This is a genomic window from Nonomuraea sp. NPDC059023 (assembly GCF_042740095.1).
GTDB lineage: Bacteria > Actinomycetota > Actinomycetes > Streptosporangiales > Streptosporangiaceae > Nonomuraea.
In genome coordinates, this window is sequence record NZ_JBHYIO010000018.1 from 110,290 (window position 1) to 129,112 (window position 18,823).

Annotated in this window: 18 protein-coding genes; 7 read left to right on the forward strand and 11 right to left on the reverse strand. The window is 70.3% G+C overall.

Going from position 1 to position 18,823, the window contains the following annotated elements:
• Positions 1 to 4: 4 nt before the first annotated feature.
• From ACFWYW_RS29085 to ACFWYW_RS29110, 6 genes are read right to left on the reverse strand one after another with little or no spacing between them, the layout of a single operon-like run.
• Positions 5 to 844, reverse strand: coding sequence for an alpha/beta fold hydrolase (locus tag ACFWYW_RS29085; RefSeq protein WP_379615973.1), 840 nt, complete (start codon positions 842 to 844; stop codon positions 5 to 7).
• Between the two features lie 9 nt (positions 845 to 853).
• Positions 854 to 2,023 (reverse strand): M24 family metallopeptidase, encoded by a 1,170-nt coding sequence (locus tag ACFWYW_RS29090; protein ID WP_379615975.1) that lies wholly within the window; start codon positions 2,021 to 2,023, stop codon positions 854 to 856.
• Positions 2,020 to 2,874 (reverse strand): ABC transporter permease, encoded by an 855-nt coding sequence (locus ACFWYW_RS29095; RefSeq protein ID WP_379615977.1) that lies wholly within the window; start codon positions 2,872 to 2,874, stop codon positions 2,020 to 2,022. Before ACFWYW_RS29095 ends, ACFWYW_RS29090 begins: the two co-directional genes overlap by 4 nt.
• Positions 2,871 to 3,824, reverse strand: coding sequence for an ABC transporter permease (locus tag ACFWYW_RS29100; protein WP_379615979.1), 954 nt, complete (start codon positions 3,822 to 3,824; stop codon positions 2,871 to 2,873). The genes ACFWYW_RS29095 and ACFWYW_RS29100 overlap by 4 nt, the downstream gene beginning before the upstream one ends.
• A gap of 5 nt (positions 3,825 to 3,829) precedes the next feature.
• Positions 3,830 to 5,407 (reverse strand): ABC transporter substrate-binding protein, encoded by a 1,578-nt coding sequence (locus tag ACFWYW_RS29105; protein ID WP_379615981.1) that lies wholly within the window; start codon positions 5,405 to 5,407, stop codon positions 3,830 to 3,832.
• Positions 5,407 to 6,615, reverse strand: coding sequence for a dipeptidase (locus ACFWYW_RS29110; RefSeq protein ID WP_379615983.1), 1,209 nt, complete (start codon positions 6,613 to 6,615; stop codon positions 5,407 to 5,409). Before ACFWYW_RS29110 ends, ACFWYW_RS29105 begins: the two co-directional genes overlap by 1 nt.
• A gap of 128 nt (positions 6,616 to 6,743) precedes the next feature.
• On the opposite strand from ACFWYW_RS29110, the gene ACFWYW_RS29115 reads away from it, so the two are divergent.
• Positions 6,744 to 7,736 carry an ABC transporter ATP-binding protein gene (locus ACFWYW_RS29115; protein ID WP_379615984.1) on the forward strand — a complete coding sequence of 331 codons (993 nt, stop codon included), beginning with the start codon at positions 6,744 to 6,746 and terminating at the stop codon, positions 7,734 to 7,736.
• Entirely contained in the window at positions 7,726 to 8,691 is a 966-nt protein-coding gene (locus ACFWYW_RS29120; RefSeq protein ID WP_379615985.1) for an ABC transporter ATP-binding protein, read from the forward strand. Before ACFWYW_RS29115 ends, ACFWYW_RS29120 begins: the two co-directional genes overlap by 11 nt.
• Before the next feature lie 9 nt (positions 8,692 to 8,700).
• On the opposite strand, the gene ACFWYW_RS29125 is transcribed toward ACFWYW_RS29120, so the two are convergent.
• A complete protein-coding gene (locus ACFWYW_RS29125; protein WP_379615986.1) occupies positions 8,701 to 10,587 on the reverse strand; it encodes an amino acid transporter in 1,887 nt (628 codons plus the stop codon).
• Between the two features lie 310 nt (positions 10,588 to 10,897).
• Between ACFWYW_RS29125 and ACFWYW_RS29130 the strand changes: the two genes are divergently transcribed.
• Positions 10,898 to 12,172 (forward strand): FAD-dependent oxidoreductase, encoded by a 1,275-nt coding sequence (locus ACFWYW_RS29130; protein WP_379615987.1) that lies wholly within the window; start codon positions 10,898 to 10,900, stop codon positions 12,170 to 12,172.
• Between the two features lie 26 nt (positions 12,173 to 12,198).
• Here the strand turns inward: ACFWYW_RS29130 and ACFWYW_RS29135 are convergent, their stop codons facing one another.
• From ACFWYW_RS29135 to ACFWYW_RS29150, 4 genes are read right to left on the reverse strand one after another with little or no spacing between them, the layout of a single operon-like run.
• The gene (locus ACFWYW_RS29135) at positions 12,199 to 13,212 is read right to left on the reverse strand and encodes a methyltransferase (RefSeq protein ID WP_379615988.1); all 1,014 of its coding nucleotides are present in this window, start codon (positions 13,210 to 13,212) and stop codon (positions 12,199 to 12,201) included.
• A gap of 35 nt (positions 13,213 to 13,247) precedes the next feature.
• On the reverse strand, positions 13,248 to 14,456 hold the full coding sequence (locus ACFWYW_RS29140) for a cytochrome P450 (RefSeq protein ID WP_379615989.1): 1,209 nt from the start codon (positions 14,454 to 14,456) through the stop codon (positions 13,248 to 13,250).
• Positions 14,457 to 14,486: 30 nt separating this feature from the next.
• Complete coding sequence (locus tag ACFWYW_RS29145) at positions 14,487 to 14,960, reverse strand: pyridoxamine 5'-phosphate oxidase family protein (RefSeq protein ID WP_379615990.1); 474 nt, start codon at positions 14,958 to 14,960, stop codon at positions 14,487 to 14,489.
• Positions 14,961 to 14,987: 27 nt separating this feature from the next.
• Positions 14,988 to 15,443 carry a DUF1772 domain-containing protein gene (locus ACFWYW_RS29150; RefSeq protein WP_379615992.1) on the reverse strand — a complete coding sequence of 152 codons (456 nt, stop codon included), beginning with the start codon at positions 15,441 to 15,443 and terminating at the stop codon, positions 14,988 to 14,990.
• 306 nt (positions 15,444 to 15,749) lie between these two features.
• Here ACFWYW_RS29150 and ACFWYW_RS29155 point away from each other — a divergent pair, with 306 nt between their 5' ends.
• From ACFWYW_RS29155 to ACFWYW_RS29170, 4 genes are read left to right on the forward strand one after another with little or no spacing between them, the layout of a single operon-like run.
• Positions 15,750 to 16,061: a cupin domain-containing protein gene (locus ACFWYW_RS29155; RefSeq protein WP_379615994.1), complete on the forward strand. Its 312-nt coding sequence runs from the start codon at positions 15,750 to 15,752 to the stop codon at positions 16,059 to 16,061.
• Positions 16,058 to 17,329: a beta-ketoacyl-[acyl-carrier-protein] synthase family protein gene (locus ACFWYW_RS29160; protein WP_379615996.1), complete on the forward strand. Its 1,272-nt coding sequence runs from the start codon at positions 16,058 to 16,060 to the stop codon at positions 17,327 to 17,329. Before ACFWYW_RS29155 ends, ACFWYW_RS29160 begins: the two co-directional genes overlap by 4 nt.
• On the forward strand, positions 17,326 to 18,570 hold the full coding sequence (locus ACFWYW_RS29165) for a ketosynthase chain-length factor (protein WP_379615998.1): 1,245 nt from the start codon (positions 17,326 to 17,328) through the stop codon (positions 18,568 to 18,570). Before ACFWYW_RS29160 ends, ACFWYW_RS29165 begins: the two co-directional genes overlap by 4 nt.
• Positions 18,567 to 18,821 carry a phosphopantetheine-binding protein gene (locus ACFWYW_RS29170; protein ID WP_379616000.1) on the forward strand — a complete coding sequence of 85 codons (255 nt, stop codon included), beginning with the start codon at positions 18,567 to 18,569 and terminating at the stop codon, positions 18,819 to 18,821. The genes ACFWYW_RS29165 and ACFWYW_RS29170 overlap by 4 nt, the downstream gene beginning before the upstream one ends.
• Positions 18,822 to 18,823: the final 2 nt, after the last annotated feature.

Genomic DNA, 18,823 nt, shown 5'->3' on the forward strand with positions numbered 1-18,823 from the left:
GAGTTCACCGGGCGCCGAGCGCCTTGCCCAGGAACGCGCGGACGGTCGCCTCCCACAGCTCGGCCTCCTCGACCTGCGGCGAGTGCCCGGAGTGTTCGAAGACGCGCAGCTCGGCGCCGGGTATCAGCGCGGCGATGGTCTCGCTGCACGAGACGGGGGTGATCCAGTCATGGCGGCCCACGGTGACGAGGGCGGGCGCGGTGATGCCCGGCAGCAGGTGCTTGATGTCGTAGTCCGGCTGGTTGTGGGCGAAGGCGTAGTTGTGCGTGCGGTAGTGGTACGGCGTGGCCTCGGCCCGCGCGCGCACGGCCGCCGGGTCGTAGTCGTGGTCGTACAGCGGCAGGATCTCCAGCCAGCACTCGCGCAGGTCGGCGTCGTCGCGCACGGTCCCCGTCATGATCCGGTCGAGCTTGGCCCGGTCGATGCTGACCCGCGCGGAGGCGGCGGCGTTGCGGGTGGCGAGCTCCTGGTTGGCGTTGTCGGCCGAGGTGTCGCGGAGCACCATGGCGCTGACGCGCGAGGGGTGCCTGGCCGCGTACTCCATCGCGATGAACCCGCCGTAGGAGCCGCCCGCGATCACGATCCGCTCGGCGCTCGCCCACTCGCGCAGCGCCTCGACGTCGGCGACCCACTGCTCATGCGTGTACGGCCCGGCCTCGCCGCTGGCCCCCGAGCCGCGGGCGTCGAAGACCACGACCCGGTAGGCGTCGGCCAGCCGGCCGAAACTGGAACGCGGCTCGGCCAGCGAGCCGAGTCCCGGCGCGCCGTGATGCGCGATGATCGTGTGCTCTCCTTCCCCGAGCACCTCGACGTTGAGCGGGTTGCCGTTGATCTCGACGAACACGTGACTCCTTCAGATGACGACGTCGGACAGCTCGCGCGGGTAGGAGGTGAGCCGGCGCGGCGCGCCCTCGGTGACCAGCACGGTGTCCGAGATGCGGTAACCGGCGTGCCCCGGCACGTAGACTCCGGGCTCGCTGGACAGGATCATGCCGGGGGCCAGCACGGTCGGGTCGCCGTCCTCCAGCCAGGGCGGCTCGTGGAAGCCGAGGCCGATGCCGTGGCCCTGGCGGTGCCTGAGGTAATCGCCCAGCCCGGCGTCCCTGATCACCGACAGGCAGCGGCCGTTGGCCTGCGCGCAGGTGCCGCCCGCGAGCAGCGTCTGGGTGCCGACCTCCTGGGCCTCGCGCACGGTCTCGTAGTAGAGGATCTGCTCGGCGGTGGGCTCGCCGATCACGAAGGTGCGCTCGCTCTCGACGAACCGGCCGCCGACGGCGCAGCCGAGCGAGAGCATGAAGGTCTCACCGCGGCGCAGCCGCTCGCCGCCGGGCAGGCGGTGGGGCTGGGCGGAGTTGGGGCCGCCGTAGACGAGGCCGCCGGTGAGCATGGGCACGACGACGACGTCGGTGTGCTCGGCGTACATGAGGCGGGAGCCGTAGCCGATGACGTGGGCGGCCAGTTCGCTCTCCGCGGGCAGCTCGCCGCCGGCGGCCAGGGCGTCGCGCACCAGCTCCACGCCTGCCGCGATCATCGCGTCGGCGATCCTCGCGGCCTCCTCGTGCAGCACGACCTCCTCGGGCAGTTTGCGCTGCCGTACCGGGCCGAGCACGTCGGCCGGCCGCCAGCGGGTGCCGGGGAAGGCCCGCGCGAGCGCGGCGGCGCGGCCGACGCTCGTGGAGGGCGCGTACGCGGCCGCGCCGGGCGCGGGCACCTGATCGGCCAGCACCTCGAACGGCGGGCGCACGCCGGGGAACTCCGGGTAGACCGCGAGCTCGGCGTGTGCTCCCTGGTCGGCGGCGTACTCCCGCTCCAGGTCGGGCACCAGCAGGACCGTGGGGCCGTCGAGCGGCAGCCAGCAGGCGACGGGCCGCTCGTTCGGGAAGTGCGTGAACCCGGTCAGGTAGGCGACGTCGAGCGGGTCGTCGAGCAGCAGGGCGTCCAGGCCCAGCTCGGCCATGGCGGTCCTGACCCGCTCGCGTGCCGTGTCGTAGAAGGAGAGGGGCAGGCGCTGGGAGAAGCTCATGAGGCGCTCCGGTGGTTGCGCGCGTCGTTGTAGGCCACCGACAGCAGCGTGGTGGACAGGACGAGCAGGAGAATGGCGAGTGAGGGGAAGAGCGTGGTCCACCACGCGGAGGCCAGCGCGCCCGACTGCTGCGCCTTGTGCAGGATGGTCCCCCAGGACCAGCTGTTCGGGTCGCCCAGGCCGAGGAAGGAGAGCCCGGCCTCGGCGAGCACCGCCCGCGAGGTGGTCAGCACCACGGAGACGCCGACCACGGGGACGACCCCGGGCACCAGGTGCTTGCGCACGATCCAGAACGCCGACCCGCCGATCACCTTCGCCGCCGAGACGAACGGCATGGGCACGATCGCCATCGCCGACGAGCGCACCACGCGGGCCACCTCGGGCCAGCTGAACAGCGCGATCACCACGACCAGCGTCCGTACGCTGGGCCCGGCCAGCGCCGCCACCAGGATCATCAGCGGCAGCACGGGCAGCGACAGGGACAGGTCGACCAGCACGCCGAGCGGGGTGTCGAGGCGGCGGAAGTAGGCGGCGCAGATGCCGACCACCAGGCCGATCACGATGGCCAGCACGGAGGCGCTGAGGCCGACCGCCATGCTCACCCTGGTGCCCCAGATGACCTGGGCGAAGACGTCCTGGCCGATGTCGTCGGTGCCGAACCAGTGCTCGGCGGAGGGCGGCTGGAAGGTGTCCTCGCCGTACCCCTCGGGGAAGGGCGCGATGAGCGGCGCGCACAGCGCGATGACCGCCAGCGCGAGCAGGATCGCGGCGCTGGCCAGGCCGAGCGGGTTGCTCCGGAACGCGGTCCAGGTCCGCCGGCGGGGGGTGAGGTCGGTGATGACGGCCGTCATGAGGTGCGCACCCGGGGGTCGAGGATTCCGTAGGCCACGTCGGTCAGCAGGTTCGCGGCCACCACGGCCGCCGCCAGCAGCACGAACGCGCCCTGGAGTACGGGGAAGTCGAGCTGGCCGACCGCCTCGTAGATGGCCCGGCCGATGCCGGGGTAGGCGTAGATCGTCTCGGTCAGCACCGCGCCGCCGACGAGCGTGCCGAGCTGGAGGCCGGCGATGGTGGTGGTCGGCAGCAGCGCGTTGCGCAGGGCGTGCTTCCACACCACCGCGCGCGGTTTGACCCCCTTGGCCTTGGCCAGCGCGACGTAGTCCTCGCCGAGCGCCTCGATGAGCGTCGAGCGCATGGTGAGGACGTAGCCGCCGAGCTGGATCAGGACCAGCGACAGGCAGGGCAGTACCAGATGGTGCAGCATGCTGAGCCAGGCGGCCGGGCCGGTGGCGTCGAGGTCGACGGCGCCGCCGATCGGGAACCAGCCGAGCGTGACGCCCATGACGTACATGAGGAAGATGCCGACGCTCGGCACGAACAACGACTGGGCGGTGATGCCGGTCAGCTGGATGACGCGGTCCACCCAGCCCTTGGCCCGGGTGGCGGCCAGCACGCCCAGCGGGATGCCGAGCACGATCGTCACCAGCATCGCCGAGCCGGTCAGGATCAGCGTCCACGGCAGCCGGTCCATGAGCACGGTGGTGACCGGGATCGACTGCCTGAAGGACATCCCGAGGTTGCCCTGGACGAGCTGGGCCAGGTAGTTGAGGTACTGCACGCCGAGCGGCTGGTCCAGGCCGAAGTCGGCCAGCAGCTTGGCGCGCAGTTCCTCGGTCATGTTCGGGTCGGCCACGGCCAGCACGGGATCGCCGGGCAGCAGGCGCACCAGGAAGAAGGTCACGGTGACCGCGAACCACAGGGTGAGCAGGCCGCGCAGCAGCCGGGTGACGACGAACCGCATCGGGATCAGCTCGCCGGCTTCACTGCGGCCAGCGAGAGCGGGTTGACGATGGACAGCAGTTCGCTGGGCATCGGCTTGAACCCGGTCCACTTGGTGGAGTGGGCGATGTTGAAGGTCTCGACGTACAGGACGTTGTCGTAGACCTGGTCATGGATGATCTTCGCGGCCTCCTGGATGGGCGCCTTGGCCTCCTGCCGGGTCAGCGCGCGCTGGCCCTCGTCGATCAGCTTGTCCAGCTTGGGGTCGCTGACCTGGGCGTAGTTGATGAACCCGCCGGTCTTGAAGGCCAGGCCGAGGTTGGCGGGAGGGTTGTCCATGATCGCCCAGGAGCCGGCGTAGATGTCGAAGTCGCGCTTGAGGGTCTTGTCCAGGTAGGTGTTGCGCTCCAGGCCCTGCAGCTTGATCTCGATCCCGGCCTGCTTGGCCGCGTCCCTGACCATGGGCGCCCAGCGGGCGATGTTCGGGTCGGCCTGGTCGTAGATCATGCTCAGGCTCAGGTTCGTGACCCCGGCCTCCCGCAGGAGCTGCTTGGACTTGGCCGGGTCGAAGGCGTACTCCGACACGCTCGGGTCGGCGTAGTCGGGCTGGGAGGGGGTGAGCACGCTGGAGTTGGCCGACTTGGCGTAGCCCTTGAGCGCGATGTTCCTGATCGCCTCGTAGTCCACGGCGTGGGCCAGCGCCTGACGGACGCGTACGTCGTCCATGGGTTTGCGCTTGGTGTTGTACTGCAGGTGCGCCCAGCCGAGCGAGGGCACCTGCACCAGCTTGAGCTTCGGGTCGTTCTTCAGGTCGGCGGCCGTCGAGGGCGGCAGCACGTTGCCGATCAGGTCGATCTCGCCGTTGCGCAACGCCAGCACCTCGGTGTTGACGTCGGGGAAGACCCGGAAGACGATCTCCTTCACGGTCGGCTGCCCCGGCCCGAAGGGCTCCACGCGCTCCATGATGTAGCGCTGCCCGCGCTCGACCTTGGTCAGCTTGTACGGCCCCGCGCTCACCCAGTCGGCGTCGTTGGCGAACTTCTGCACGCTGGGCGCCTTCTCGAAGACGTGCTTGGGCACGATCGGCAGCCAGAAGCCGACGTTGTCCAGGAAGGTGCCGTCCGGCCGGCTGAGCGTGAACCTGACCTCGGTCGGGGAGACCGCCTCCGCCTTCTCCATGGCGGTGATGAGCCCGGCGACCACGCCGAACTTCTCCTTCTGCACGGCCGTCACGGCGAACACCACGTCGTCGGCGGTGACCGGCTTGCCGTCCGACCACTTCATGTCGTCGCGCAGCTTGACGGTGGCGGTCTTGCCGTCCTCGGAGTAGGACCACTCGGTGGCCAGGTAGGGGATGCGCTTGCCCGCCTCGTCCATCTGCGTCAGGTGCGGGTACATCAGGTTCGTCACCCACGAGTCGGTACGGCTGTTGCCGACCAGCGGGTTGTAGTTGACCACGTCGGCGGTGGTGCCGATGGTCAGGCGGTCACCCGTCGCCGGCGCCTGGGATCCGCCCTGGCCGGTGGAGCCGGGCACGCTGGGGGTGCTGCACGCGGTGAGCAGGGCGATCGCGGCCGCGGCCGCCAGGGGGAATCCACGTCGCATCAGATCCAGACCTCCTCGAGGACGCGCATGACGTTCCCGCCGACCACCTTGGTGATCTCCTCGTCGGAGTAACCGTGGGTGACCAGCCAGCCGATGATGTTCCAGAAGCACTCGGTCGGGTTCTCCAGGCCGTCGACGTACTCGACCTTGGGGTAGGTCGTGCCCGCGTGCGCCTCGTTGATCGACAGGTGCTGGGCGAAGGCGTCGTGCAGTCCGACGTGGTCGCCGAAGAGGGTGTCGGGGCCGAAGGCCACGTGGTCGATGCCGACCAGGTCCACGCAGTAGGTGAAGTGGTCCATGACCGACTCCAGCGAGTGCCTGGGGTGGTCGGGCGAGAGCGTGGTGTGGGGGGCCGCCTCCAGGCCGATGACGCCGCCGCGCTCGGCCGCCGCCTTGATGACCGAGTCCGGCTTCATCCGGTTGGTCGGCCAGACGGAGCGGGCGCCGGCGTGGGTGATGAGGATCGGCTTGGTGGAGTGGCTGATGGTGTCGAGCGAGGTCTGGTCGCCGGAGTGGGAGACGTCGATGGCGATGCCGAGCTTGTTCATGCGGCGCACGGCCCGCTCGCCGAAGGTGGTCAGGCCGCCGTCACGGCGTTCCTTCAGGCCGCTGCCCAGGGTGTTGGCCTCGCTGTAGGCGATGCCCATCTGCCGTACGCCGAAGCCGTACAGCATGTCGATCCGGTCCACCTCGTTCTCGATCATGGTCGCCGCCTCCAGGGCGAGCACCAGGCCCATCCGGCCGCTCTCGTGCGCCTCGCGCACGTGGGCCAGGCGCTCGACCTTGAGGAGGTAGTCCTGGTGGGCGAGGTCGGACAGGCGCATGCCGATGTCCGCCACCACGTCGGTCCACTTCCAGCCGGCCTGGCTGGTGATGCAGCAGGTGCCGTCCATGAGGTTGTCGAACACGACCGTAATGCCGGAGTGGGCCAGACCCTTGTACCCGGTGTGGTGGCGCGCCGTCCGGTTGTAGTCGACGGTCTGGCCGATGTCCTCGGGGAAGACCGAGGGGTGGTCGTGCAGGGAGACGACGAGGCTGTCGGTCAGCAGGCGGCGTACGCGTGTCTCCTGTTCCGCGCTCAGCTCCAGCCCCTGGTAGGCCGGGACGCGGCCGAGTTCGGGCGCGAGGTCGAAGACCCGGTAGTCGGGACCCGCCTCCAGATATTCGTACGAACGGTAGCCGGTGTAGCCCTTTGCCGCTTCTAGCACCCTTTGTCTCCTCTCGGCATTTTTCTTGGAGCTTGCCAGAATCATTCATACAGGTCAATACTGAAGGTGTTTTCAGGCATGAAGCATCAGGGTGATGCAAAGTTCCGTCACTGGATAGGGGAGGCGTTGTGAGCGACACGGTTCTTGAGGTGCGTGACCTCCAGGTCACGTTCACCGCCTCGGGACGCCTGCTCCCCGCGGTGCGCGGCGTCGACCTGGTGATCGAGCGCGGCCAGACCCTCGCCCTGCTGGGCGAGTCCGGATCGGGAAAATCCGTCACGGCCAAGGCGATCATGGGGTTGCTCGACCACCCCGGGGTCCAGGTCGGCTCGCGGGTGGCCCGCCTCGGCGAGCACGACCTGCTGACCATGAGCGCCGAGCGGCGGCGCGCGCTGCGCGGCAACGACATGACGATGGTCTTCCAGGACGCGCTGTCCGCGCTCAACCCCGTCCTGAGCATCGGTGACCAGCTCGGCGAGCTGTTCCGGGTCCACGTCGGCGCCACACGCGCCGAAGCCAGGGCACGCTCGATCGAAATGCTGGAGCTCGTCGGCATCCCCGCCCCCGGCAAGCGGATCGACGACTACCCCCACCAGTTCTCCGGCGGTATGCGCCAGCGCATCCTCATCGCCATGGCCGTCGCCCTCGAACCCGACCTGATCATCGCCGACGAGCCCACCACCGCCCTCGACGTGACCGTCCAGGCGCAGATCCTGGAGCTCATCGAACGGCTGCGCCGCGAGCTCGGCACCGCCGTCCTGCTCATCACCCACGACCTCGGCGTGGCCGCGGAGGTCAGCGACCGCGTCGCGGTCATGTACGCCGGGCGGATCGTGGAGACCGGCGACGTCTACGAGCTGTTCGAACGGCCCGCGCACCCCTACACCCGGGCCCTGCTCGGCGCCATCCCCGACCTTGAACGCCCCGCCAGCGAGCTGCGCGCCATCCCCGGCCAGCCGCCCAGCCCGTCCTCACTGCCCGCCGGCTGCGCCTTCGCCCCCCGCTGCGACCGGGTCACCGCGCTGTGCACCGGGACCCGCCCGGAACTCACCCTCCTGGACGGCGGCTCCGGCCGGGCCGCCGCCTGTCACCACACCAAGGAGCTGCTCGATGTCGGCTGAGCCCGTGCTGCGCGCGGTGAACCTGCACAAGACCTACCGCGGCGGCCTGCTGTCCAAGGGCGGCGCCGTACGCGCGGTGTCGGGGGTGAGCCTGGAGCTGCACGCCGGTGAGACGTTCGGTATCGTCGGCGAGTCGGGATGCGGCAAGTCCACGCTGGCCAGGATGCTCGTCGGGCTGGAGAAGCCCGACAGCGGCGAGGTCACCTTCCGTGGCCGCCCCTTCCCCGCCCGCGACGTGCGGCGCAGCGTCCAGATGGTCTTCCAGGACCCGCTCACCTCGCTCAACCCGCGCATGACCGTCCAGGACCTGGTCGCCGAGCCTCTGCAGGTGCACCGGCTGGCCGGCGGCGCCTCCGGCAGGCGGGCGCGGGTCGGCGAGCTGCTCGACCTCGTCGGCCTGGACCCCGACCGCATGAACCGTTTCCCCCACGAGTTCTCCGGCGGCCAGCGTCAGCGCATCGGCATCGCCCGCGCACTGGCCACAGAGCCCGACGTCATCGTCTGCGACGAGCCGGTCTCCGCGCTCGACATGTCCGTCCAGGCGCAGGTCGTGAACCTCCTCGCCGAGCTCCAGCGCACCCTCGGCGTGGCGCTGGTCTTCATCGCCCACGACCTCGCCGTCGTCAGGCACGTCTCGCACCGCGTCGGCGTGATGTACCTCGGCCGCGTGGCCGAGATCGGGCCCGCCGCCAAGGTGTACGGCACGCCGGCGCACCCCTACACCAGCGCCCTGCTGTCCGCCGCGCCGGTGCCCCGGCCGTCGTTGCGGGGACGTCAGCGCATCATGCTCGGCGGCGACCCGCCCAGCCCGGTCGCGCCGCCGCCCGGATGCCGCTTTCACACCCGCTGCTGGAAGGCCACCGACGAGTGCTCGAGCCGGGAACCCGTCCTGGAACCGGTCGGCGACCACTTCGCCGCCTGCCACCACGCCGCCCGCCCCGCCCAGCCGTACTGACCACGGAGGTCAGCCGACGTGGACGACGGGGCGGCGGTCGGGGTCGGGTTCGGCCTGGCGGAGGACTTCGCGGGTCAGAGGCGGGATGTCGCCGCCGCCGAAGACGAGATAGCGCAGCAGGGCGCCGATGGGGTTGCCTTCGGCGGCCCAGTGGAAGTAGACGTGCGGGGTCTTGCCCGTCTGGTCGCGCAGGTGCAGCAGCAGGGCGGCGATGGAGTTGGCGACGGTGGTGCTGTGCATGCGCAGGATGCGGAAGCCGTGGCGTTCCTCGCCGGTGACGCGGAGTTCCCCGGCGAACTCGGAGGCGTCCGGGACGGTGACCTCCAGGAAGAGGAGTCCCTCGCTGGTGCGCAGGCGGTGCAGTTCCCATGCTTCGCGGGCCTTGTCGACGTACTCCTTGGCGTCCCTGCCATGGGGTTCGTTGGCGATGAGGTAGAGCTCGGCCGCCTCGTTGATGAAGCGGCGGGCCGCGTCGTCCAGGGAGATGCGGGTGACGCGCAGTTCGGTGGAGCGGGTGGCCCGCGAGATGAGGGAGACGACCACGATGGCCAGCACGAACAGCAGGGCGATGACGAGCCCGTCGGGACGTTCGATGATGTTGGCGACGGTGGCGTAGGCGAAGACCAGGGTGACGAAGCCGAAGAACAGGGCGGGCCGGGTACGGCGTGCGGTCCAGGCCGAGAGCGTGACGGCGACGGCCGCGGACAGGATGAGGGCCAGGACGCCGGTGGCGTAGGCGCCGCCCTGGGTCTCGACTTCGGCGTCGAAGACCATGGTGATGACGAACGCTATGGCGGTGAAGACCAGGACCATCGGGCGTGAGGCCCGGGTCCAGTCGGGGGCCATGCCGTACCGGGGGAGATAGCGCGGCACGATGTTGAGCAGGCCCGCCAGCGCGGAGGCTCCGGCGAACCACAGGATGGCGATGGTGGACAGGTCGTAGGCGGTGCCGAACCAGTCGCCCAGGTACAGGTGGGCGAGGTAGGCCAGGGCCCGGCCGTTGGCCGCGCCGCCCTCGGCGAACTCCGCGGGCGGGATGAGCACGGTGGTGGCGAAGCTGGAGGTGATCAGGAAGACGCTCATGATGAGCGCGGCCGTGGTCAGCAGCTTGCGCGCGCCCTTGACCCGCTCGGCGACGTCACCCTTGACCAGCGGCATGACGGCCACGCCGGTCTCGAAGCCGGACAGGCCCAGGGCGAGTTTCGGCATCACGTACAGCGCGACCGCGACCATGGCGAGCGGGCTGGCGTAGTCGGTGCTCAGCGCGTTCTGCCAGCCGGTCACCTTCTCCGGCGCCGTGAGCACATGCTGGACGGCCGAGCCCACCACGACCACGTTGAGCAGCAGGTAGACGGCCACCAGCACGACGGCGATGGAGATCGCCTCACTGAATCCCGCCAGGAACACCCCGCCGAGCGCGGCGATCAGCACCAGCGTGACGGGAACCTGCCAGCTCGCCAGGAACTCCGGCACGAACGGATTGTGCAGGATGTGCGCGGTGGCGTCGGCCGCCGACAGGGTGATGGTGACGATGAAGGCGGTGGCCACGAACCCGAGCAGGAACAGCACCAGCAGCTTGCCGCGCCAGCCCGGCAGGAGCCGCTCCAGCATCGACAGCGACCCGAGCCCGTGCGGGCTCTGCTCGGCCACCGCCCGGTAGGTCGGCAGGGCGCCGAAGAGCGTCAGCGCCACCAGGACGAGCGTCGCGATGGGGCTCAGCGCGCCGGCGGCCAGGGCGGCGATGCCGGGCTGGTAGCCCAGCGTGGAGAAGTAGTCGACGCCGGTCAGGCACATGACCTGCCACCAGGAATGCTGGTGTTCGGGCGTTTCCTCCTCATGGGGTGCGCTGCTCAGCCCTTCGGGGCGTTTGAGCCCCTTCAGCAGCCATTGCCGCATCGTACGCTCCCGGACAGCGCCGGCCACCGGGCCACCTCCACTTTTGCGGCATGTCAGACGAATGCACGCTACTGAGCCCGAAGGTCGATGCCGCGCGATCAAGGCGTCAAGAAAACGTAAATATTGCCCGGCGCGGTCGCGGGTGATGGCTGGTCAGGGCGAGTGGCGGGCGTCGAGACCGTCAACGGCACGAAGGTGGTCGTCGCCGATGAAAGCGATTGCCGCGTACGAGGATCCGGGTTACCTTCTAAGTATCCATACGTTTGGTTGAGACAGTCATCCGAATGGATGATCGTCGGGACGGGGAAGCATGACCTTCCACGTAGCAGTCGTCGGCGCCGGGGTGGGCGGGCTCTGCCTGGCTCAGGGCCTGCACAACGCGGGCGTCGACGTCACCGTGTACGAGCGAGACCGCACACCGGCCAACCGCCTCCAGGGCTACCGGCTGCACATCAACCCCCTCGGCGCCCAGGCGCTGCGCGCGTGCATGTCCCCCGAGTTGTGGCAGGCGTTCCTGGCCACCACCGGCAGGGGCGGGCTCGACTTCGTGTTCATGACCGAGCGGCTGCGGCCGCTGATCAAGCTGGAGGCCGGCGAGCGCGACGCCAACTGGCGCGACCACCACTCGGTCAGCCGGATCACCCTGCGCCAGATCCTCCTCACCGGCCTGGACGAGGTGGTGCGCTTCGGCCGGACGTTCGAGCGCTACGAGCGCGGGGCCGACGGCCGGATCACGCTGCACTTCGCGGACGGCTCCACAGAGACGACCGACGTCCTGGTGGCCGCCGACGGCAGCGGCTCACGGGTGCGGCAGCAGTACCTTCCGCAGGCCGAGCGCATCGACACCGGCATCACCCGCGTCGCCGGCAAGTTCCCGCTCACCGAGGAGACGAAGCGGCTCATCCCCGCCCACCTGTACGAGGGCCTGACCAACATCGTCCCGGCCAGGGGCTACTCGATGTTCTGCGCGCCCCACGACTTCGGCGGCGATCCGGTCGTGCTGCCCGGTGGCATCGGAGCCAGCGAGCGCGAGGGCGCGATGCACGACAACACCAGCAGCTACATCCTGTGGGCCTTCGGCGCGGAAACCCGGCAGTTCCCCGCGGACGCCGCCGAACTGCCGGGCGCCGAGATCCGCGACCTCGTCACCGGTATGATCGGCAACTGGCACCCGGACCTGCTCCGGATGATCGACCTGACCCCGCCGGAGACGGTGTCGCTGCTGCCGATCCGCAGTGCCGTACCGACGGGGCCGTGGGCCGCCACGAACGTCACGCTGCTCGGCGACGCCATCCACACCATGGCCCCGCACCTGGGCCTCGGGGCCAACACCGCGCTGCGCGACGCCCGGCTGCTGTGCCGGGAACTGACCGCCGCGCAGGGGAAGGACGTCGTCGCGGCGATCGCCGCCTATGAGAGACAGATGACCGAGTACGGCTTCGCCGCCGTGCGCGACTCCCTGAAGACGGCCAGGCGGTTCGTCACCAGGAGCCCGCTGGCCCGCCTGGGCTTCCGCACCTTCCTGCGCACCGCCCAGCGGATCCCGATGCTGAAGGAACGCGCCTTCTCCGCCGGAGCCGCCTGAAGCCCCGACCGGAGACCGCGGTGCCGTCAGAGCGGCTTGTCGCCGATGAGCAGGGTGCTGAGCTCGTTCAGCGCGACCGGCCGCCGGACCTCGAAGCCGGCCTCCCTCAACCAGCCGAGGCCCTCGGCGGCCGTGTACTCCGAGGATCCACTGATCATCGCCATGTTGAGGCTCATCAGGAGTCCGAAGGCCGCGTCGCGCCGCTCGTCGTCGATCATGCTGTCGTAGATCAGCAGCGTGCCGCCCGGGGGCAACTGCTCGAACGCCCGGTTCACCAGCGCCCTGCGGCGCTCGTCCACCCAGTCGTGCAGCACGTGGCCGAAGATGTACACCTGGGTGTCGGGCAGGTCGTCGGTGAAGAAGCTGCCCGCCTGGTAGCTGACCCGGTCACGCAGGTCGCTCGCACCGCTCTCCCTCTCGATGAGCTCGTCGAAGAGCGGCTCCAGCGGGGGCAGGTCGAAGGTCACCCCGCGCAGGTGCGGGTGGGCGGCGGCCAGCCGCATGGTGAGCAGTCCCCGGCAGCCGCCGAGGTCGGTGAAGGACTTGACCGTGTCCCACGCGTACTTCTCCGCCAGCGGGCGGCCGAGCAGCACCGCGTAGCCGTCCATCGCGTCGGCGAAGTGGCGGGTGCGCGTGGGGTCGGCGTACAGGCCATCGGTGAAGTCGGCTTCCGACAGCTGCCGCACCAGGCTCTCGCCGGAGCGCAGGAAGCCGGGCAGCTTGCCCCAGGCCGGGTAGAGCCGGCGCTGGTTGTGGGCGAGGAAGCCGCCGATGTACTCGGGCCGGCGCGGGTCGAGGTAGGCCGCGGTCAGGGGGGCCGCGCCGTACGCGGAGCCGTTCCGAACGAGCAGGTCCATCGCGACCAGCGCGTCCAGGTAGTCGCTCGTCAGCTTGGGATGCAGGCCGAACTCGCGCTGGATCTCCACGGCGGTGGCCGGCGCGGCGCAGATGCGGGCGAACAGCCCCAGCTCGATCCCGGCGAACAGGGCCTGCGCCTGGAAGAATCCCGTTGCTGTCCTGACAAGGGGTGTTGCGGACATCCGGCGTCCTTTCTCAACGGTCCAGAGGAAAACGGTCAGGGGTTGAGCCGCAGGGGAAGCGCGTGCAGGGACCGCTGGAAGAAGTCGCGGTGCCAGCGCACCTCGCCGGGATCGCAGGCGAGCGTCATGTTCGGGAACCGGCGCAGCAGCGCGGTGATGGCCACCTGCGCTTCGAGCCTCGCCAGCGGCGCGCCCAGGCAGTGGTGCACACCGTGGCTGAAGGCCAGGTGCGGGTTGGGGTTGCGGGTGATGTCCAGCCGGTGCGGGTCGGGAAACGCCTCCGGGTCGCGGTTGACCGAGTGCACGGGGACGATGATCAGGGAGTGCGCCGGGATCAGGGTTCCGGCGATCTCGATGTCCTCTGTGGCATGGCCTTCGATCACGGCCAGCGAGCTGTCGTAGCGGAGGAACTCCTCCACGGCGGAGCCGATGAGGTCGGGCCGCGCGGCGAGCAGGGCCTGCTGGCCGGGGTTGCGCACCAGCGCGTACATGCCGTTGGTGATCAGGTTCACGGTGGTCAGGAAGCCGGCGAAGATGAGCAGCATCACCGTCGCGACGAGCTCCCGCTCCGAGAGCCGGTTCTCGCCGTCGCGGGCCTCGATCAGCCCCTGGATGAGGTCGTCGCTGGGGGTGCCCCTCCGACGCTCGATCAGGTCGCGCACGTACGCCCCGATGCCGGCCTGCCGCGCCCGGAAGACGTCGACCGGGCTGCCGGTGAACTCCTCCTCCATGAACCAGAAGATGCTCTTCTCGCGCAGGTCGGCGAGGTCATTCGGGGGCAGTCCCAGGAGTTCCCCGATGACCATCATGGGCAGCGGGAAGGAGAAGTCCTCCATGAGCTCCACCTCGCCCGCCGTCTCCATCTTGTCGAGCAGCTCGCCGGTGAACCGCTCCACCTGGGGGCGCAGGAGCTCGATCCGGCGGCGGGTGAACGCCTTCTGCACCAGCTTGCGCAGCCGGGTGTGCTCGGGAGGGTCGGTGCTGACCATGTTGTCGGCGAACGAGCTCTCGGCCTTCTGCCCGTCCTCCCTGACCACGTCGGAGTGGTGCACGGCCTTACTGAAGCGGGGATCGCCGAGCAGCGGGCGGGCGTCCTCGTAGTGCGGGACGAACCACGCCTTCAGCCCGATGGGGGTGTCCAGGTGGTGGACCCGGCCCTGCGCCCGCAACAGCTCATAGAAGGGATACGGGTCGGTCAGGGCCGAATGAGGGATGCCGCCGATCGGCACCGTCACCTCAGGCATCTGTGCTCCTCCGAGGTCTTCTCGAGCGGGTCAGACGACCCAGCGGCCGCGGGTCATCACGGTGCGGCCGGGGATCTCGCCGCGGTGCCGCCAGGCGAGGATGCGCCGGGGCGTGAGGAAGAGATAGACGCAGCCCGGAACCCGGGTGGGGTTCACCGGCAGGTCCGCGAGCACGCCCGGGGCGTCGGGCGGCAGGTCGCGGTGCGCGGTGATCTCCACGGTGCCGTCGATGAGGACGACGTCGGTGGGATCGCCGAGCGCGACGCGGCATTCGGCGCGCCGGCGCAGGTTGTGCACGGTCACGTGCTGCTGGCGCGTGGCCATCACCAGGCGGGCCCCGTCCCACACGCAGCCGAGCGGGACGAGGTGGGCGCCGGACTCGCCGCCGGTCGCCAGCCAGGCGTACCTCGCCGTCTCGAGTTCGCCGAGCACGTCGGCCTTGCGCTGGGCGGGGTCGCGGGGCGGGGCGAGGCCGGCGCCCCGCACACTGCCGGTCGCGGACATGTGAATCCTCTCGGCCGAGATCTGATTTCAGAACGCGGAGACGGCCGCCGCGGCATTTCCCACGAGGGCGAGCACGGCGAATGTCGTCCGGACCATGTTCCATTTGCCCCAGGCGCTTCTCGGGTCTTTCCAGTCGACTGGAATGGCCTGGGGGTCGAGTGATTTCACCCGCCTGTTGATCGGCACGTTCCTGGTCTGTGAAACCGCGCCGACGCCGACCAGGCATACGGCCGAGGCGATGAACAGATTCTGGGTCAGGCTGTTTTCTGTGATAAAGGCCAGACTGATGTCGAGAACCGTGGAGACGCCGACGATGATCGGCATCATGGGGTCGTAGGCGCGGCCAAGCAACTTGTGGGCGGCGACGTAGCGCTCCGGTGTCATCGCCTGCAGGGCCGGCCACACGCCGACGGCGTGGGTGAACAGCACACCGGCGGCGAGCCCGCTGGTGACCAGCACGGCTGCGGTGAGAATGTGGGCCATCACGTATGTCGCTCCTCCCTCTGTCGCCACCCGAAGTATCCGTCCGGCACCTTGAGGCGGACTCGAATATCGGTGGGGGAATGGCGCCGGGCGCCATTTGCCGAAGGGCTTGAGCAGGCTTCGAGTATTCCTCTAGCCGGCGCGGTCATGCTGCTTCAAGCAGAGTCCGCCTGAAGGGGAGGCTTCGACATGACGATTACTCGGGCAGCCAAGATCGTAGCCAGTGAGATCACACCCAATCGGCGGCGTGGCGGTGAAATTCGCGTTCTGCTCGGCCCCGCGACCGTGGGCGCGACGTCCGGATTCATGGGAATGCTCACGCTGGAACCGGGGGAGTTCGTGTCCGAGCATTACCACCCTTACTCGGAGGAGTTCCTTTGTCTCGTCCGGGGCGACCTGACCGTCGTGGTGGACGGAACACCGGTCCGGCTCGGTCCGGGCGAGGCGCTCCACATTCCCATCGACGTCCGGCACCGGGTCGAGAACACCGGCGACGCGCAGGCCATGGTCGTCTTCCACCTCGGCCCGCTCGCGCCGCGGCCGGACCTCGGCCACGTCGACACCGAGCCGCTGCCCAGCCCCGCCGAGCCCTCGCTCAACGTGGGGGAGAAGAGATGAACCGCAGGCGGGTGGCCCTCACCGGCATCGGTGTCGTGGCTCCTGGCGGCACGGGCCGCAAGGCGTTCTGGGAACTGCTGACGGCCGGCCGTACCGCGACGCGGAGGATCTCGATGTTCGACGCCGGGGCGTTCCGGTCGCGCATCGCGGCCGAATGCGACTTCGACCCGGCCGCGGAGGGGCTCAGCGCGCGCGAGATCCGCCGCATGGACCGCGCCGCGCAGTTCGCGGTCGTCTCCACGCGGGAGGCGCTGGCCGACAGCGGCCTCGGCTTTTCCGACCTGGAGCCGGCGCGCACCGGTGTGACCCTGGGCAGCGCGGTCGGGTGCACGATGAGCCTCGAAGAGGAGTACGTGGTCGTCAGCGACTCCGGCCGCGGCTGGCTCGTCGACTCCTCCTACGGCGTCCCGCACCTGTACGGGCACCTGGTGCCGAGCTCGCTGGCCGCCGAGGTCGCCTGGGCGTGCGGCGCGGAGGGCCAGGTCACGCTCATCTCGACCGGCTGCACCTCGGGGCTCGACGCCGTCGGGTACGGGGCGCGGCTGGTCGCCGAGGGCTCGGCGGACGTCGTACTGGCAGGTGCGACCGACGCCCCGATCTCGCCCATCACCGTGGCCTGCTTCGACGCGATCAAGGCGACCTCGCCCAGGAACGACGACCCGGCCCATGCCTCCCGCCCGTTCGACCGCGAGCGTAACGGCTTCGTGCTGGGCGAGGGCGCGGCCGTGTTCGTGCTGGAGGACCTGGAACGCGCCCGGCGCCGCGAGGCTCACGTCTACTGCGAGATCGCCGGGTACGCCACGCGCGGCAACGCGTACCACATGACCGGGTTGAAGCCGGACGGCCGGGAGATGGCGGAGGCCATCCGGGTCGCCCTCGACCAGGCCAGGCTGAACCCGGACGCCGTCGGCTACATCAACGCCCACGGCTCCGGCACCAAGCAGAACGACCGGCACGAGACGGCGGCGTTCAAGCGCGGCCTGGGCGAGCACGCCTACCGGACCCCGGTCAGCTCGATCAAGTCGATGGTCGGGCACTCGCTCGGCGCGATCGGGGCCATCGAGGTGGCCGCCAGCGCGCTGGCGATCGAGCACGGCACGGTGCCGCCGACGGCCAACCTCGAAACGCCGGACCCGGAGTGCGACCTCGACTACGTGCCCCACGTGGCGCGCGAGCAGCCCGTCGACGTGGTGCTCAGTGTGGGCAGCGGCTTCGGCGGCTTCCAGACGGCGATGGTGCTGACCGCGCCGGGACTGGAGGTCGCATGACGAGCGCCCCCGTGATCACCGGGATCGGTGTCGTCGCCCCCACCGGTCTCGGCGCGGAGGCGCACTGGTCCGCCACGCTGAGCGGGACGAGGGCGATCGGCACGATCAGGCGATTCGAGAGCGGTTCCTACCCGGTGCGCGTGGCCGGGGAGATCGGGAACTTCGTCGCGGCCGGCCACGTGCCCGGCCGGTTGATCCCGCAGACCGACCACTGGACCCACCTGGCGCTGGTGGCCACCGACATGGCGCTCGCCGACGCGGGCGTGGACCCGTCGGCCCTGCCCGAGTACGAGATGGGCGTGGTCACGGCGAGTTCGGCGGGCGGGGTGGAGTTCGGCCAGCGCGAGATCCAGGAGCTGTGGAGCAAGGGCCCGAGGCACGTGGGCGCCTACCAGTCGATCGCCTGGTTCTACGCGGCGACCACCGGCCAGATCTCGATCCGGCACGGCATGCGCGGCCCGTGCGGGGTCGTGGTCGCCGAGCAGGCCGGCGGCCTGGAGTCGCTCGCGCAGGCCCGGCGGCTGCTGGAGGACGGCGCCCGCCTGGTCGTGAGCGGCGGCACCGAGGCCCCGTTCAGCCCGTACGGCCTGACCTGCCAGATCGCCAACGGCCTGATGAGCACCCAGGGCGATCCCGCGCTCGCCTACCGGCCCTTCGACACCGGCGCCAACGGCTACGTGGCCGGCGAGGGCGGAGCCATCCTCATCGTCGAGGACGCCGCGAGCGCCCGGGCGCGCGGAGCGGAGAAGGTCTACGGCGTGATCGCCGGCCACGCCGCCACGTTCGATCCGGCCCCGTGCACCGGACGCCCGCCCGGACTGCGCCGGGCCGTCGAGCTGGCACTCGCCGAGGCGGGCCTGACGCCGGGGGACGTCGACGTGGTCTTCGCCGACGCCGCGGGCACCCCGGAGCTCGACCGGGCCGAGGCCGGGGTGATCGCGGCCGTCTTCGGCGCGCACGGGGTGCCGGTGACGGCGCCCAAGACCATGACCGGCCGGATGTACGCGGGCGGGCCGTCCCTGGACGTGGCCACCGCGCTGCTGGCCATGCGCGACTCGGTGCTGCCGCCGACGGTCGGCGTGGCCGAGCTCGTCCCGGACTACGAGATCGACCTGGTCAGGGACGAACCCCGTCCCTGCCGGGTGCGCTCCGCGCTGATCATCGCCCGCGGGTACGGCGGGTTCAACGCCGCGCTCGTGCTGCGCGCACCCAACAGCTCCGCGACAGGAGGAGACCGATGAAAGAACTCACGCTCGACGACCTGCGATCCCTGATGCGGCTCAGCGCCGGTGAGGACGAGTCGATCGACCTCGACGGCGACATCATCGACACCACGTTCAAGGACCTCGCCTACGACTCCCTGGCCGTGCTCGAAATGGCCAGCCGCGTGGAGCGGGACTGGGGCGTGATCGTGCCGGACGAGGTGGCGGCCACGCTGGAGACGCCGCGCGCGGTCCTCGACTACGTCAACGAGCGGGCGGCGGTGAACTAGCG